Raw genomic sequence first — 12,570 nt, 5'->3', positions numbered from 1 at the left:
CGTTGATTTGCATGTATTCCAGGTCAGCCGATGCGGGCGGAAATACCGCCATCGACCATGATTTCGGCGGACGTGACGTACTTGGATTCGTCACTCGCCAGCCACAGGGCCGTGGTGGCCACGTCCCATGCGTCTCCCATGTGGCCCATGGGGCACTGCCGGTCCCGCTTGGCCAGCATTTCCTCCTGCGACGCTTCCCGGTACCCGTCCGCCAGCGACAGCACGGGCTGTCGGACCATGGGCGTATTCATCAGGCCCGGCATCAGCACGTTCGAGCGGATGCCCCGCTTGGCGTATTCCAGGGCGACGCTGCGGGAGAAGCCGAGCACCGCGGCCTTCGAGGCGCTGTAGGACACGTAGGCCACGCCGCTGTCGCGCACGCCGGCTACCGAGCCGATGTTGACGATGCTCCCCCGGCCTTTCCGGAGCATGGAGGGGATCGCATGCTTGCAGGTCAGGAACATGGAGGTGAGGTTGATGTCGAAGACCAGGCGCCAGTCCTCCAGGCTCTGCTCGACGACCCCACCCAGGCGGGCGGTGCCGACGTTGTTCACCAGGATGTCGATGTCGCCATAGGTGGTCACGCAATCCTGGACCAGCGCTTCCACCGCGCCGGGGTCGGTCACGTCGCACTGGGCCACGCTCATGGCCCCGCCCTCTTCCCGCACGATCGACTCGGTCTCGCGCGCTGCGTCCAGGTGGATGTCGCAGCCATAGACCTTCGCCCCTTCGCGGGCGAACAACACGGCCATGGCCTTGCCATTGCCCCAGCCGGGCCCCGATGATCCGCAACCGGTGACCAGGGCCACCTTGCCTTCCAGGCGTTTCACCATGATCTCGTCCCTCAGTCCGCGCGCCCGTACAGGGTCACCACGGTGGCGCCGCCCAGGCCCGCGTTGTGCTGCAAGGCCAGGCGTGCACCCTCCACTTGGCGTGCTTCGGCGCTGCCGCGCAGTTGGTGGGTCAGCTCGTAGCACTGCGCCAAGCCGGTCGCGCCCAGCGGATGGCCCTTGGACAGCAGCCCGCCCGAGGGGTTGACGACGACCGCGCCGCCATAGGTGTTGCTGTCCGACTCGACGAAGGCCCGGCCCTCGCCGACGGCGCAGAAACCCAGGCCCTCGTAGCTGAGCAGCTCGTTCTGCGCAAAGCAGTCGTGCAGCTCGCACACGTCGATGTCCTGCGGTCCCACGCCTGCCGCCTCGTAGACCTGGCGGGCGGCCTCGCGCGTCATGTCGAAGCCCACAACGGAAATCGCGGACTTGTCGGCGAACGCGCCGGGGCGGTCGGACACCAGCGACTGCGCCAACACCTGCACGTTGGCGGAGAGGCCCATCTTCTGGGCGAACTTCTTGCTCACGAAGACGGCGGCAGCGGCGCCGCAGGTCGGCGGGCAGGCCATCAGGCGGGTCATGGCGCCGGGCACCAGGGGCGAGCTGGCCAGCACCTCCTCCACCGTCACCTCCTTGCGGAACAGCGCCAGCGGATTGCGCGCAGCGTGGCGGCTGGCCTTGGCGCGGATCCTGGCGAAGGTGTCCAGCGGGGTGCCGTACCGCTCCATGTGCTCGCGGCCCGCCGCGCCGAAGTAGCGGATCGCCATGGGCAGCTCGGGGTGGCCGAAGATCTCGTCCATGACCCCGTTGAAGTGGTCGAGCGGATCGGGCCGGTCGTCCCAGTACGCCCTCAGGGCGCCGGCGGGCATCTGTTCGAAACCCACCGCCAGCGCGCAGTCCGCCGAGCCGTTGGCCACGGCCTTGCGCGCCATGTACAGGGCCGTGGAGCCGGAGGAGCAGTTGTTGTTGACGTTGATCACCGGCACCCCGGTCATGCCGACCTCGTAGACCGCGCGCTGGCCGCTGGCCGAGTCGCCATAGACGTAGCCCGCATAGACGTCCTGCACGTCGGAGTAGGTGAGGCCCGCGTCCTGCAGCGCCTCGCGGATCGCCTGCGCAGCCATTTCCGGGTACGGCAGGTTGTCGCCGGGTTTCTTGAAAGGGGTCATGCCGACACCGGCAACGAGAACGGGCTCTTGCATTGCGATACCTCCGGGGTTGAATCACCAAACGTGCGTCAGGAAACCATGCGCTCCTGCGCGTGCCAATACTTCTTGCGGACTTCTTTCTTCAAGACCTTGCCCACCGCACTGCGCGGCAGCTGCGCGACGATCTCGACCTCCTTGGGCGCCTTGATGCTGCCCAGGCGGTCCTTGACGAACTGGATGAGCGCCTGCGGCTCCACGGACTGGCCCGGGCGCAGCTCGATGACCGCCCTGACGGCCTCGCCCCACTTGTCGTCGGGCACGCCGATGACGGCGCAGTCCTTCACGGCCGGGTGGGCCATGACGGCGGCCTCGACCTCGGACGAGAAGACGTTGAAGCCGCCCGTGACGATCATGTCCTTCTTGCGGTCAACGATGAACAGGAAGCCCTGCTCGTCGAAATAGCCCACGTCGCCCGTGCAGTGCCAGCCGTGGCGCTGCACTTCAGCCGTGGCCTCGGGGTTCTTGTAGTAGCCCTCGGTCACGATGTCGCCCTGCGCGACGATCTCGCCCACGGCCCCCGGCTGGGTGAGCAGGCTGCCGTCGTCGTCCATGACCGCCACCCGCGTGAAGGGGAAGCGGCGCCCCGCGCTCAGCAGGCGCTGGCGGGGCGCCACCTGCCCGTCGATGAAATGGTCCTCGACCCGCAGCACGGAGATCGCGCCAGGCACTTCCGCCTGGCCATAGATCTGCAGCATGACGGGGCCGAACACATCGATGGCCTCCGCCAGTTTGTCGGGCGACATGGGTGCGGCGCCGTACATGAGGTAGCGCAGCGCGGAAAAGTCGAAATCGCGGACGTTGGGCTGCGCCAGTAGCGTATAGATGACTGTTGGGGGCAGGAACAGCATGTTGACCCGCTCCTGCTCGATCACCTTGAGCAGGTTCTGCGGATCAATCCCGTCCATCAGGACAACGCGGCCACCGCGCGCCATGAAGGGCAGCGACACCAGCCCCGCCGTGTGGGTGATAGGTGCCGCCGCCAGCACGGTCATGCAGTCGGTAATGTTCATGGCCGACATATGGTTGGCCATGGTCGCCGTCAGGTTGCGGTGGCTGAGCATGACGCCCTTCGAGCGCCCCGTGGTGCCACCGGTACCCATGATCATGGCCAGCCCCCGCGGCTGCAGCGGCGCTGCGTACATCTCGGGCGGCTGGCCTTGGATCAACCGAGCAATCGACAGATCCGCCCCATCGGCCTCTTCCAGAGCTATGTAGTGACGAATGCGGGGGACCTTGCCGCGGATCTCGGCGACCTGGCTGATATAGCGGGCCTGATAGAAAAGGACGTCGCAGTCCATGTCCTGCAGGAACTCGATGTTGGTCTCCACGCTGTTGCGCGCATTAACGGGCAGCCAGACACCCCCTCCGCGCAACACCCCCAGCAGCGCCACGAAAGCAGCCCCGGCATTGCCGCTCAGCACTGCGCCGTGAAAACCAGGTGCGAGTCCCAAGGCCTGTAGCCCCCGTGCGATCTGGCACGTGAGCGCTCCCGCTTGCGCATAGGTGACGGCCGGGGTATCACGCCCGCAGTCCACGAAACAAGGCGCATCCGGATGGCTGGTAGCACCAGCATCGAAATAGTCCAGCAGATTCATTGCTGTGCTTCTCCGTTCAAGTCAAGTCTGGTTCGGTGGAACAGCTATCGCAGACAATTCACATGCCTGCGGCGGCGGCGTTCAGCTGGAGGCCTCTGCATTCGGTGATGCCCCTTGCATGCTGTTCAAGCGGTACCATTTCTTTTAAATTGGTACCATTAGACGCGCTCGATTGGTACCAAGTCAATTGACTTGGTACCATGTCTCATTAGGAGAAACCCGCATGAAAAAGAAGCTCACAGACGAAGAGTTCTTCGATGCGCTGACCCATCTGCTCCTGACGGAGGGGGTCAAAGGCCTGACCGTGGGTGAAATCGCCGCACGGCTGCACTGCTCGCGGCGGCGCCTCTACGACATTGCGCAGACGAAGGAAGAGATCTTCTGCGCCGTCGTGCAACGCTTTTTCGATAGCCTCCTGAGACAGGGCGAAGCACTGATCCACCGTGAACAGGATTTGACGACAGCACTCGCTGCCTACCTGGACGTAGGCGTCCAGGCGGCTAGTCGCATCGGTGTCCAGTTCCTGAAGGACGTCGAAGATTCAGCAGTTGCCAGAGGTATCTTCGATCACTACCAGCAGGTCCGTACCCTTAGGCTATCCCAACTCATCGACGATGGGGTACACCAGGGTGTCTTCGCACCCTGCCATGGGCTGGTCGTATCCGAACTCATTCTGGGAGCCGCACTAAGGCTGCGCCGCCCGGCATTCCTTGCCCAGGCCAATCTCACCCTTGAGGACGCATTCCAAGAGTTCTACCGGGTGCTGCTAGGTGGGCTACTGATCGACTCAGCCACACCAAAAGCGGCTCGTAGGGGCGTACGGGCAAGCCGAGCCACTTCGCAGCGCACCGTCACAAAGAAAGATACAGACCCTGATGAAGTCGGCACGATGCTAATTGCCGCCTGGAATCGCGGTTAGGGAAGGTCTGCACAACACCCGCTGCGACAAGCGCCGGCACGTGATGTTTCAAGACCTGCACGTTTTCCTAGTGGTTGAAGCTGGCAGTACTATGGTTGCCTGCCCGCTTCAAGCGCCTGATGCGCGCTGCGCCCCGGCCGGAAGCCGTAGCTGTGCTCGCTGAAGGTCGGATCGATGAGCGGTTGCAGCACCTGCAGCAGGGCCTGCTGGATCAACCTGTCCACCACGGTGGGAATCCCCAATTCCCGCGTCCCTCCGCCCGGCTTGGGTACCCGGAATAGTGGCGGCTTCTTCCGCGCCGTTCTGCTGCGCAACCTGCGGGCTTTCCTCGGGTACGTCTGCCTTCGTGAAGATGGTAGGCATCCAGCCGGTGCCCTTCGCCAGCCGCTCGGCCTCGCTGGCAATGTCGGCCTTCTTGAGCTTTGCCAGCCGGTGGACGCTCTCGGGCGCGAACTCGCCCACGGCTTGCAAAACCGCCGCCTTCGCAACGTGCTTGAAATAGCCTTCCGCCGTGGGTTGCCACCATACGGCCATGTCGAGGCCCACGGCCTGCGCCAGTTCCGCGCCGGGCTGCTGCGCCGTGCCGCGCGGCGTCACCACGTCCACCGTCGAAGCCACGCACACGGCCAGCAGCTTGACCAACTCGCCTTGCTCCATCGCCAGCAGCGCGACGAACAGTGCGGCGCTGTCCTCGGGCAACTTGCCGCCCCACGCCTGCTGCAATTCGCGGAGCGCTACGGCGGCGGGTGACTCGGGCCAGTCCGGTGCCATGCCTTCCAGCCGGTCTTGAATTTTCAGGCTCACGCCCAGCGGAATATCGTGGCCGTAGTAGCGGCCCTGCAAGACGGTCTGCACCATGCCATGCACCAGCACGGCCAGCGCCACATGTGGATGCTGGGCCACCTCGATTTGCAGCGCCGCCGTGCGGTGCGCGCTCAGGCGTTGGGCCAGCCGGTCGGAAATCGCTGCGGCCTTGGGCTGCTCGTCTTCCTCGCCTTCGTCATCGTTCGCGGCGTCCGGGTCGCTAAAGCCTTGGCGCAACTTCTCCAGCGTGCGAAGGGCTTTCGCCTCGGCCTCGCGCAGCAGCCCTCGATGAATCACGGCCTCGCCGTTGCGGTCGATGGTGACGATGGCACCGGCTGCGGCCTTCACATTCGCGCCGTATCCCTGCAAGCCTTCTTCCAGTGCCTGCAACTGCTCGCCCAGGGCTTCGCCTTCCTCCTGCAAGGCATCGGCCTTGTCCTCGTCGTCGGCGTCCATCGCGGCATCCACCGCTTCGGCCACCTCCTGCATCTTGGCTTGCAGCTTCTCGATGCGCTGCGCTTCGCGCTTGTTGGGTTCGCGCCGCTCCCTCGGGGCGCGCTGGAAGGCGTGCAGGTCGGCATGGGTCATGCCCGGCGTGGCATCGGCCCAAGCCCAGCCCTCGGCCTTCACCTCGGCGGCGATGCCCGCCAGCTTGTCCTGTGCCAGCCGTTCCAGCAATGCAGCATCAGTCAGGTACACGCCCGCGTCATCCTCCGCGAACAGGTCGCGGCGGATACCGCCGCCCTCCTGCTCGTAGGCGTCCAGCCCGACGAAGCGCACCAACGGATGCCGGTAAGCGTCGATTTCCCGTTCGGTGAGGCGTTCGCGCAAATGCGAAGGGTGGCGTTGCCACTGCGGGGCGTCGTAGAAAGCGGCTTCCTGCGCCGCGTGGTCATCCGTTCCGGCCAGGGCCATCAGCTGGTCCAGGCTCACGGCGTCGGCCCGATAGTCGGCCATCAGGCGCGGGGAGACATTCGCCAGCTTCAAGCGGCGCTGCACGACCAGCGGCGTGACACTGAAATCCGCCGCAATGTCCTCGATGGGCCGGCCTTCGGCCACCAGTGTCGCGAAGGCTTCAAATTGGTCTGCCGGGTGCATGGCTTCACGCTGCACGTTCTCGGTGAGGCTGGCCGTGCGCGCAGTGCCATCGGCCACCTGCAGGCAAGGCACGTCCCAATCCTTGGCGATGCGGTGCTTCTTCGCCAGCAGCTTCAACGCGGCCAGCCTGCGCCCACCGGCCACCACCTCGTAATGCAGGCCATCGGCGGCGGGAATCACGATCAGGTTTTGCAGCAGGCCCACGCGCTGGATGGATGCGGCCAGTTCAGGGATGGACATGCGCGGGGTCTTGCGCACGTTGCGGCCCGTGCGGCGCAGCACCAGACGCGACAGCGGCACCAGGATCATGTACTTGCTCGGGTCGGCGGCTTGCAGCACGTTCGCGGCGCTGCTGGCTGCGGTGTTGACGGCGCGGGCTTCGGTGGTGGTAACGGCGTTCATGGCGAATCTCCAATCAAGTGAAACAAGGGAATGGAGGGGAACCGCCCCTCCGGCGGGGGAACGGTTCAGGCCTTGAGGGCGCGCATGCCATCGGCCAGCAGCCACAGGGCGCGATTCAGGCGAATGTCGGAATCAATGCCCTGCACGGGGCGGGTTTGCTGCCTGCGGCCATTGGCGGCGCGGCCATGCAATCCGCCCTTGGTCAGGTTCTCCTGCGTGCGGTTAAACACGCTCCACAAGTCGGGGCGGCGATCCTCGAAGCGGCGCGGCATCAGGATTTGCGATTCCGTGACGGGCGCGGGCTTGTTCGGGTCGTCGTACTTCAAAGCCAGCGCGGCACGGGCGAACACTTCGGATTCGCCATCGTCCAAGGTGATGCCGCGCATCAGGTCGCGGGACTCCTGCACCCGGTCAAAGCCGCGCAGAACCTCGAAGGCGCCTTCGATGACTTGGCCCGCCACGTCGCCTTTGTGAGGCACGCGCACATCGGCAAAGGTGTCGCCGCACACCAGCCCATTGGCGCAGATAAATCTGAATTGCCCGGCCAGCATCTGATAGCTGCTGGTGCCATCGTGCGAGTTCAGCAGCACGATTTCGTTAGCTTCCGCGCCGTTGATCTGGCTGGCGTGGCGTAGGCGCAGCAGGTGTTTCGTGTGTTCGCGCCGCCTCTCGTTGCGTACACGGGTCTGGCACACCATGAAGGGCTGGAAGCCTTCTTTGCGAAGCTCAGTCAAAACCGTAGCCGTGGGGATGTAGCTGTATCGCTCCGAACGGCTCTCATGCGGGGAGTCCGCGAAGATGGACGGGGCCACGCGCCGGATTTGGTCATCCGACAGGGGATAGTCGGAACGCAGTGCGGGGGAATGGTTTGCGAAACGGGATGCGAGCATGTCTTTCTCCTGACTTGGCTGTTGAAGAAACACCGGATTCCTAGATTCGGAGCCCAGCCTTTCGGCTGTTCGGTGCAGTCGGCACGAGGAACCCGGTTGGCCCTGTTGCCACCGTCTTTCCTGAGTTCATCGCCCGCGACGGTCAGGAGCGCGCGGACGGGGGCCGTCAAGGAGACAAGCGCAGGGTTGGTGCGGCCCGCAGGCGCAGCCGAGGACACGGCCCTGCGCGCCTTGACGGCACACGGCCGCGGGCTACAGTCGCGGACAAGGTGATGAGTCAGGGAAGACGGCTGGACAAGGCAACGGCCCCTCAACACGCCGACCGCACGGCAAGCGAAGCGCGCAGGCCCGAAGCTGGAAGCCGGGCCGGAGGCGTCAGCCGACCGGAGGGAGGGGACGATGGAAGCCCGTCAGGGGCGAAACCCCGCAGGGGGTTCGATGCGCAGCACGACAGCGCGACCGGCCATCTCCCAGGTGGCCGGGGACGTCCACATGACTTCAACGAAATCCCCTTGGACTGCTACTCGCCCAGCCATCGGCACAATGGCAATGACATGGACATACGAGCCCTACAAGACGATGAACTGATGGCCCAGGCCCGAGACTGGCGGCAACGGGCACTGCGCGGAGAAAAAAACGCACGCGGCTTTGCGCACGAACTGGAATGCGAAGTGCGTCGGCGCTTCCCCAAGAACGACAGGCCCTTGACGCTGCCGCCCGTGCGCCTGCTGGGCACGGTGTCGCAGCCTATCCAGCGTCGATGGAAGCCCTGGTGAACGCCCAGGGGGAGTAGAGAAAAGGGGCGTGGCGCCCCTTGACAGAATCAGAAGACGATCCGCCCCGCCAGCCGCGCATCCCGCGCATAGGCACTCAGCCGCTTCTCGGCACGAAAGTGCAGATCGCGCTCGATCGGCAACCCCAGCCGCCCGCGCACGGTCGCCAGTTCCTGCAGGCTGACCCAGCCCAGCTCGGGCATCCCCAGGCCCAGATCGCACAGACCGAAAGCATGGTCGTGATCGTCCGGGTCGATCTCGGTCAGCAGCCAGGTCGCGCCGGCATCCGGTGTGAACAGCTTGAGCACAGGGGCCGGATCAAAGTCCGACGTTTCGGTGGATTGCCGGCCGTTGGCCAGCAGCAGCGCACGCTGCTCGTCGGTGATGAATGCGCAGTTCATGGTGAACTCCTGAAGGATGCCGGGCGGAATTGCCCAGCCCTTCCGGGGCACGGCGCAGCGCAAGCAGTCAAGGGTCATCGACGGCCGCAGGCCGCAAGCGCCATCGGCGCGCAGCCCTTGACGGCGAGCACGCCGTGGCACGATGAAGGAAACAGCAAGCCGCCCCTCCAACGAAGGCACGGACTGGCAAGCGAAGCGCGCAGCGCCACAGGCGCGGAGAAACCCGCACCGGGCGCAGCAGAAAAAATGCGCCGCCCCCGCAAGGACGACGCACCGAAGGCTGCGCAGCGCGATCAGTTCGCCGCCGGCACCGTCATCGACTGCAACTGCTCGATCACGCCAGGCTCAACGAACACGCAAGCCTGCTCGTCCGCGATCGGCACGTTGAACAACTGCGCGAACACCGTGCGTCGCAGATGGGCCAGCCGGCCCGTCCGGTATACCTGTTCGGGCTTCATGCGCCCGCCGGCCTGCGAGCCGCTGCGCTGCGGATCGCATTCGACCAGCGCGACAAAGCCATCGTCGGACAGCTTCTGATGCTCGGGGCACAGACCCCAGCCCGTCTTCGTATGGCGCTCCATGCTGGCGCGCAGGCGCTTGTCCAGCAGGATGGTGCCGGTATCGAACGCCGTGCCGCAAACGAGGCAAACGTGCTGTTCGAGGGAAACGTGTGATTTATCGTTCATGACGATCTCCGGTTGCACGGGCGGAATTGCCCGGAACCGTCGCCCCCACGGCGTAGCGCAGCAGTCAGGGGTCGCAGACGGCCGCCAGGACGCAAGCGCGCACAAGCGCGCGCCGCCCTTGACGGCGAGAACGCCGTGATACGGTGAAGGGAACAGCAAGACCGCTCACACCCGCCCACTGCAAACACCCACCTTTAGGCAAGCGCAGCGCGCAGGCCCGGATCAGCGAGCCGGGCCGGAGGCGTCAGCCGAGTGAAGCGAGGGAACGATGAAAGCCCGAATGGGGCGAAACCCCGCAGGGGATTCGATGCGCAGCACGACAGCGCGACGACGGCACGCCGGGACGCCCGAATGCGAGGAACAGAACTACTCGCTGTCCGTCTTGCGCTGCTCGATTTGCAACCGCGCCCGCTCGGTCGCCTGCTGCAACCGCTCGCCCAGCACGGCGCGCGGTGGCAAGCTGGTCAGGTACTCGGCCACGTGGATGCCCGACTTGTCCAGTTCCAGCAGCTCGATCTGCTCGGACTTCTTGCCGGTGCAGAGGATGATCCCCAGCGGTGAGGCTTCTTCGGACTCCCGCTCGTGCAGGTCGAGCCAGCGCAGGTACAGCTCCATCTGCCCCTTGTAAGCGGCCTTGAACTCGCCGACTTTCAACTCCACTGCCACCAGCCGCCGCAGCTTGCGGTTGTAGAACAGCAGGTCGAGGTGAAAGTCGTCGCCGTCGATCTGGATGCGCTTCTGACGGGCAACGAACGTGAAGCCCACGCCCAGCTCCAGCAGGAAGGATTCCATTTCGCGGATGATCGCGGCCTCCAAGTCGCCTTCCTGCCAGGTGTCTCGCAGGCCCAGGAAATCGAGGATGTACGGGTCTCGCATGACCAGAGCGGGCGACATGCGCTGCGCATCGCGCATCCTCGCCAGCTCTTGCGCAATCGTCTCGTCCGGCTTTTGAGATAGCGCCGTGCGCTCGTACAGCATCGAGTCGATGCGCTCGCGCAGCGTCCGCACGCTCCAGCGCTCGATGTTGGCCATCTGTGCGTAGTAGTCTCGCTGGAGCGGGTCTTTCAGCGGCAGCAAGGCCACGAAATGCGACCAGCTCAATTGTCGTGACAGCGTCACGACAATTGGCTCGTCCGTGTAGGTAGCCGCGAACTGCACCATCCGGCGCAGGTTCTTGTCCGCGAAGCTGCGGCCGTAGTCCTGCACAAGCTGCGCAGCCAAGGTCGGCAGGATCTCATCACCGTATCCGGCCCGCTGACCAGCCAGCACTTCCGTGTGGATGCGCTGGCCGATGCGCCAAAACAGCAAGGTCAGCTCGGCGTTGACCGCTGACGCGGCGCGCTGCCGCGCCGCGTCGATCAGTACTCGAATGTCGCCCAGCAGCGTGGCTGGTGCCACAGATGACGCCACGGCTGCTTTGCGCCTGTTCATGCCGTGACCTCCTTCTGGTCCTGCATCAGATTCGGCGCAGCCCGCTTGGAATCAGGCGGCACGGCGCGCGTGGCGGCTTTGCGATGCCGGAATGGACGGTAGTTACCCAGGCTGGTGCGGGTCTTGTCGTCGTCCGTGACCACAGGAGACGGCTTCGGCAGCGCAGCCGGCGCATGGCCGTCGATGGCGCCCCGGCGTAGGGTGGCCACTTTCTCGGCAGCGGCACGCACCGGGTCATCCTCTGCATGGACATACGCCATGAACTGCGTGACGGTCTTGTGCGCAGTCAGCGCCATGCCGACCTTGATGGGGATACCGGAGTTGGCAATGTCGGTCGCCGCACGATGACGGATGCCGTGTGTTCCGACATGCGCTACCTCTGCGCGGCCTAAGATGCGCTTCCAGCCGTTGTAGTACGTGCTCTCGGGCAATGGCTTCTTGGCATCAAAGATGGCTGGACACACGTAAGGCGAGTTGTCGATGCGGGGCGCATTGCGCAGCAACTGGTACGCCGCCTCGCTCATCGGCTTGGACATATCGCCCGTCTTGCTGTCAGACCAGACGACCCGGCGATTCTCGAAATCCACCCAAGCCCATTCGAGCGTGCGGATTTCGGTCATCCGCGCGGAAAACTCGAATTGCAGGCGAACCGCCAGCGTCACGGTCGGATGCTCCAACCCCAGGGCATCCGCACGGTCGAGGTAAGCATAGAGCCGCCCCAGTTCCTCGTTGTTGATATACCGCGTCTCGCCGTCCTCGCGGTACTTGGGGACGTGTCGGCATGGATTGGAGCCGTCAGGCCGGTAGCCCCACACCTCGGCCATGTTGAACATCTTGCGCAAACAGGCCAGAACCCGATTGGCCGTAACGCCGATCTTTGCCTTGTCCTTCATCAGCGTGGTGATGTGCGCCCGCGTTACGTCCGGCACCTTGAGCTTGCCCAGGGTAGGCAGGATGTGGCGGTCGATGTAGCCCTGGTAGGAATCGACCGTCCGGGGCTTGTTGCGCGGCTTGGAGTATTCCTCGATGAACTGCCCGCACAGTTCCTTGACCGTCGGGGCCATGCGGGCAGCCAGCTTGGCGGCGCTGGGGTCGTCGCCCTTGCGCACGTCGGCCAGCCAGTCCTGTGCGATCGACCGCGCTTGCTCGACGGTCAGCTCGCCGAACTGGCCGATCTTCGGCTTGCGGCGCTCGCCCCAGTTCGTGCGGTACTGGAGCATGAAGACCTTGCGGCCGTGGGCGGTGACTTTGCAGAGAAAGCCGGGGACAATGGTATCCCGCAGTTCGTAATCCTTGCCGGTGACTTCTGCCGTATCGACAGCGGATTTGGTGAGTTTGATCTTAGCCATGACGCCTCCTAGTTCGAGATCGAACGCAGGAACCAGCCAGGAGCCACGGCATCAGAATGTCTGCCGCAATCGGTCTGGTCTAGGCGTAAGGCTAAACGGGACTAGCCTCTTGGAAAACCAAGCGCAGCAAGGCTCTGCGGGTTCCAGCGTGGTCTCATGCTAGTCTCGGGACTCAATCTCAAAA

General features: G+C 64.8%; 11 protein-coding genes. 2 read left to right on the top strand and 9 right to left on the bottom strand.

Features of this window, described 5'->3' with window-relative positions:
- Nucleotides 1-23: 23 nt before the first annotated feature.
- From AC1Q5S_RS17395 to AC1Q5S_RS17385, 3 genes are read right to left on the bottom strand one after another with little or no spacing between them, the layout of a single operon-like run.
- Nucleotides 24-833, bottom strand: a complete 810-nt coding sequence (locus AC1Q5S_RS17395) for an SDR family NAD(P)-dependent oxidoreductase (protein WP_016452564.1) — start codon at nucleotides 831-833, stop codon at nucleotides 24-26.
- An 11-nt stretch (nucleotides 834-844) separates the two neighbouring features.
- Nucleotides 845-2,032 (bottom strand): lipid-transfer protein, encoded by a 1,188-nt coding sequence (locus AC1Q5S_RS17390; protein ID WP_016452565.1) that lies wholly within the window; start codon nucleotides 2,030-2,032, stop codon nucleotides 845-847.
- 35 nt (nucleotides 2,033-2,067) lie between these two features.
- Nucleotides 2,068-3,633 (bottom strand): AMP-binding protein, encoded by a 1,566-nt coding sequence (locus tag AC1Q5S_RS17385; RefSeq protein WP_016452566.1) that lies wholly within the window; start codon nucleotides 3,631-3,633, stop codon nucleotides 2,068-2,070.
- A gap of 223 nt (nucleotides 3,634-3,856) precedes the next feature.
- Between AC1Q5S_RS17385 and AC1Q5S_RS17380 the strand changes: the two genes are divergently transcribed.
- Nucleotides 3,857-4,552 carry a TetR/AcrR family transcriptional regulator gene (locus AC1Q5S_RS17380; RefSeq protein ID WP_016452567.1) on the top strand — a complete coding sequence of 232 codons (696 nt, stop codon included), beginning with the start codon at nucleotides 3,857-3,859 and terminating at the stop codon, nucleotides 4,550-4,552.
- 108 nt (nucleotides 4,553-4,660) lie between these two features.
- On the opposite strand, the gene AC1Q5S_RS17375 is transcribed toward AC1Q5S_RS17380, so the two are convergent.
- Nucleotides 4,661-6,856, bottom strand: coding sequence for a ParB/RepB/Spo0J family partition protein (locus AC1Q5S_RS17375; protein WP_016452568.1), 2,196 nt, complete (start codon nucleotides 6,854-6,856; stop codon nucleotides 4,661-4,663).
- A gap of 65 nt (nucleotides 6,857-6,921) precedes the next feature.
- Nucleotides 6,922-7,746 carry a DUF932 domain-containing protein gene (locus tag AC1Q5S_RS17370; protein WP_016452569.1) on the bottom strand — a complete coding sequence of 275 codons (825 nt, stop codon included), beginning with the start codon at nucleotides 7,744-7,746 and terminating at the stop codon, nucleotides 6,922-6,924.
- A gap of 554 nt (nucleotides 7,747-8,300) precedes the next feature.
- Between AC1Q5S_RS17370 and AC1Q5S_RS17365 the strand changes: the two genes are divergently transcribed.
- Nucleotides 8,301-8,522 carry a hypothetical protein gene (locus tag AC1Q5S_RS17365; protein ID WP_051139142.1) on the top strand — a complete coding sequence of 74 codons (222 nt, stop codon included), beginning with the start codon at nucleotides 8,301-8,303 and terminating at the stop codon, nucleotides 8,520-8,522.
- A gap of 47 nt (nucleotides 8,523-8,569) precedes the next feature.
- On the opposite strand, the gene AC1Q5S_RS17360 is transcribed toward AC1Q5S_RS17365, so the two are convergent.
- The 4 genes from AC1Q5S_RS17360 to AC1Q5S_RS17345 all read right to left on the bottom strand — a co-directional run bounded on the left by AC1Q5S_RS17360 (nucleotide 8,570) and on the right by AC1Q5S_RS17345 (nucleotide 12,386).
- A complete protein-coding gene (locus AC1Q5S_RS17360; protein WP_016452570.1) occupies nucleotides 8,570-8,920 on the bottom strand; it encodes a DUF2958 domain-containing protein in 351 nt (116 codons plus the stop codon).
- Nucleotides 8,921-9,213: 293 nt separating this feature from the next.
- The gene (locus tag AC1Q5S_RS17355; RefSeq protein WP_016452571.1) at nucleotides 9,214-9,606 is read right to left on the bottom strand and encodes a hypothetical protein; all 393 of its coding nucleotides are present in this window, start codon (nucleotides 9,604-9,606) and stop codon (nucleotides 9,214-9,216) included.
- A gap of 366 nt (nucleotides 9,607-9,972) precedes the next feature.
- Nucleotides 9,973-11,037: a PDDEXK nuclease domain-containing protein gene (locus AC1Q5S_RS17350; protein WP_016452572.1), complete on the bottom strand. Its 1,065-nt coding sequence runs from the start codon at nucleotides 11,035-11,037 to the stop codon at nucleotides 9,973-9,975.
- A complete protein-coding gene (locus AC1Q5S_RS17345; RefSeq protein ID WP_016452573.1) occupies nucleotides 11,034-12,386 on the bottom strand; it encodes a tyrosine-type recombinase/integrase in 1,353 nt (450 codons plus the stop codon). The genes AC1Q5S_RS17350 and AC1Q5S_RS17345 overlap by 4 nt, the downstream gene beginning before the upstream one ends.
- Nucleotides 12,387-12,570: the final 184 nt, after the last annotated feature.

It is taken from the genome of Acidovorax sp. GW835-FHT14B10 (assembly GCF_058793725.1).
Note: the sequence above shows the minus strand (reverse complement) of the source record. Positions and strands in the feature narration are given on the sequence as shown.

What these genes read in the sequence shown, in the direction of transcription:
- AC1Q5S_RS17345 (WP_016452573.1), bottom strand. Translation starts at nt 12,386, where the DNA reads ATGGCTAAGATCAAACTCACCAAATCCGCTGTCGATACGGCAGAAGTC.
- AC1Q5S_RS17365 (WP_051139142.1), top strand. Translation starts at nt 8,301, where the DNA reads ATGGACATACGAGCCCTACAAGACGATGAACTGATGGCCCAGGCCCGA.
- AC1Q5S_RS17395 (WP_016452564.1), bottom strand. Translation starts at nt 833, where the DNA reads ATGGTGAAACGCCTGGAAGGCAAGGTGGCCCTGGTCACCGGTTGCGGA.
- AC1Q5S_RS17390 (WP_016452565.1), bottom strand. Translation starts at nt 2,032, where the DNA reads ATGCAAGAGCCCGTTCTCGTTGCCGGTGTCGGCATGACCCCTTTCAAG.
- AC1Q5S_RS17355 (WP_016452571.1), bottom strand. Translation starts at nt 9,606, where the DNA reads ATGAACGATAAATCACACGTTTCCCTCGAACAGCACGTTTGCCTCGTT.
- AC1Q5S_RS17380 (WP_016452567.1), top strand. Translation starts at nt 3,857, where the DNA reads ATGAAAAAGAAGCTCACAGACGAAGAGTTCTTCGATGCGCTGACCCAT.
- AC1Q5S_RS17360 (WP_016452570.1), bottom strand. Translation starts at nt 8,920, where the DNA reads ATGAACTGCGCATTCATCACCGACGAGCAGCGTGCGCTGCTGCTGGCC.
- AC1Q5S_RS17385 (WP_016452566.1), bottom strand. Translation starts at nt 3,633, where the DNA reads ATGAATCTGCTGGACTATTTCGATGCTGGTGCTACCAGCCATCCGGAT.
- AC1Q5S_RS17370 (WP_016452569.1), bottom strand. Translation starts at nt 7,746, where the DNA reads ATGCTCGCATCCCGTTTCGCAAACCATTCCCCCGCACTGCGTTCCGAC.
- AC1Q5S_RS17375 (WP_016452568.1), bottom strand. Translation starts at nt 6,856, where the DNA reads ATGAACGCCGTTACCACCACCGAAGCCCGCGCCGTCAACACCGCAGCC.
- AC1Q5S_RS17350 (WP_016452572.1), bottom strand. Translation starts at nt 11,037, where the DNA reads ATGAACAGGCGCAAAGCAGCCGTGGCGTCATCTGTGGCACCAGCCACG.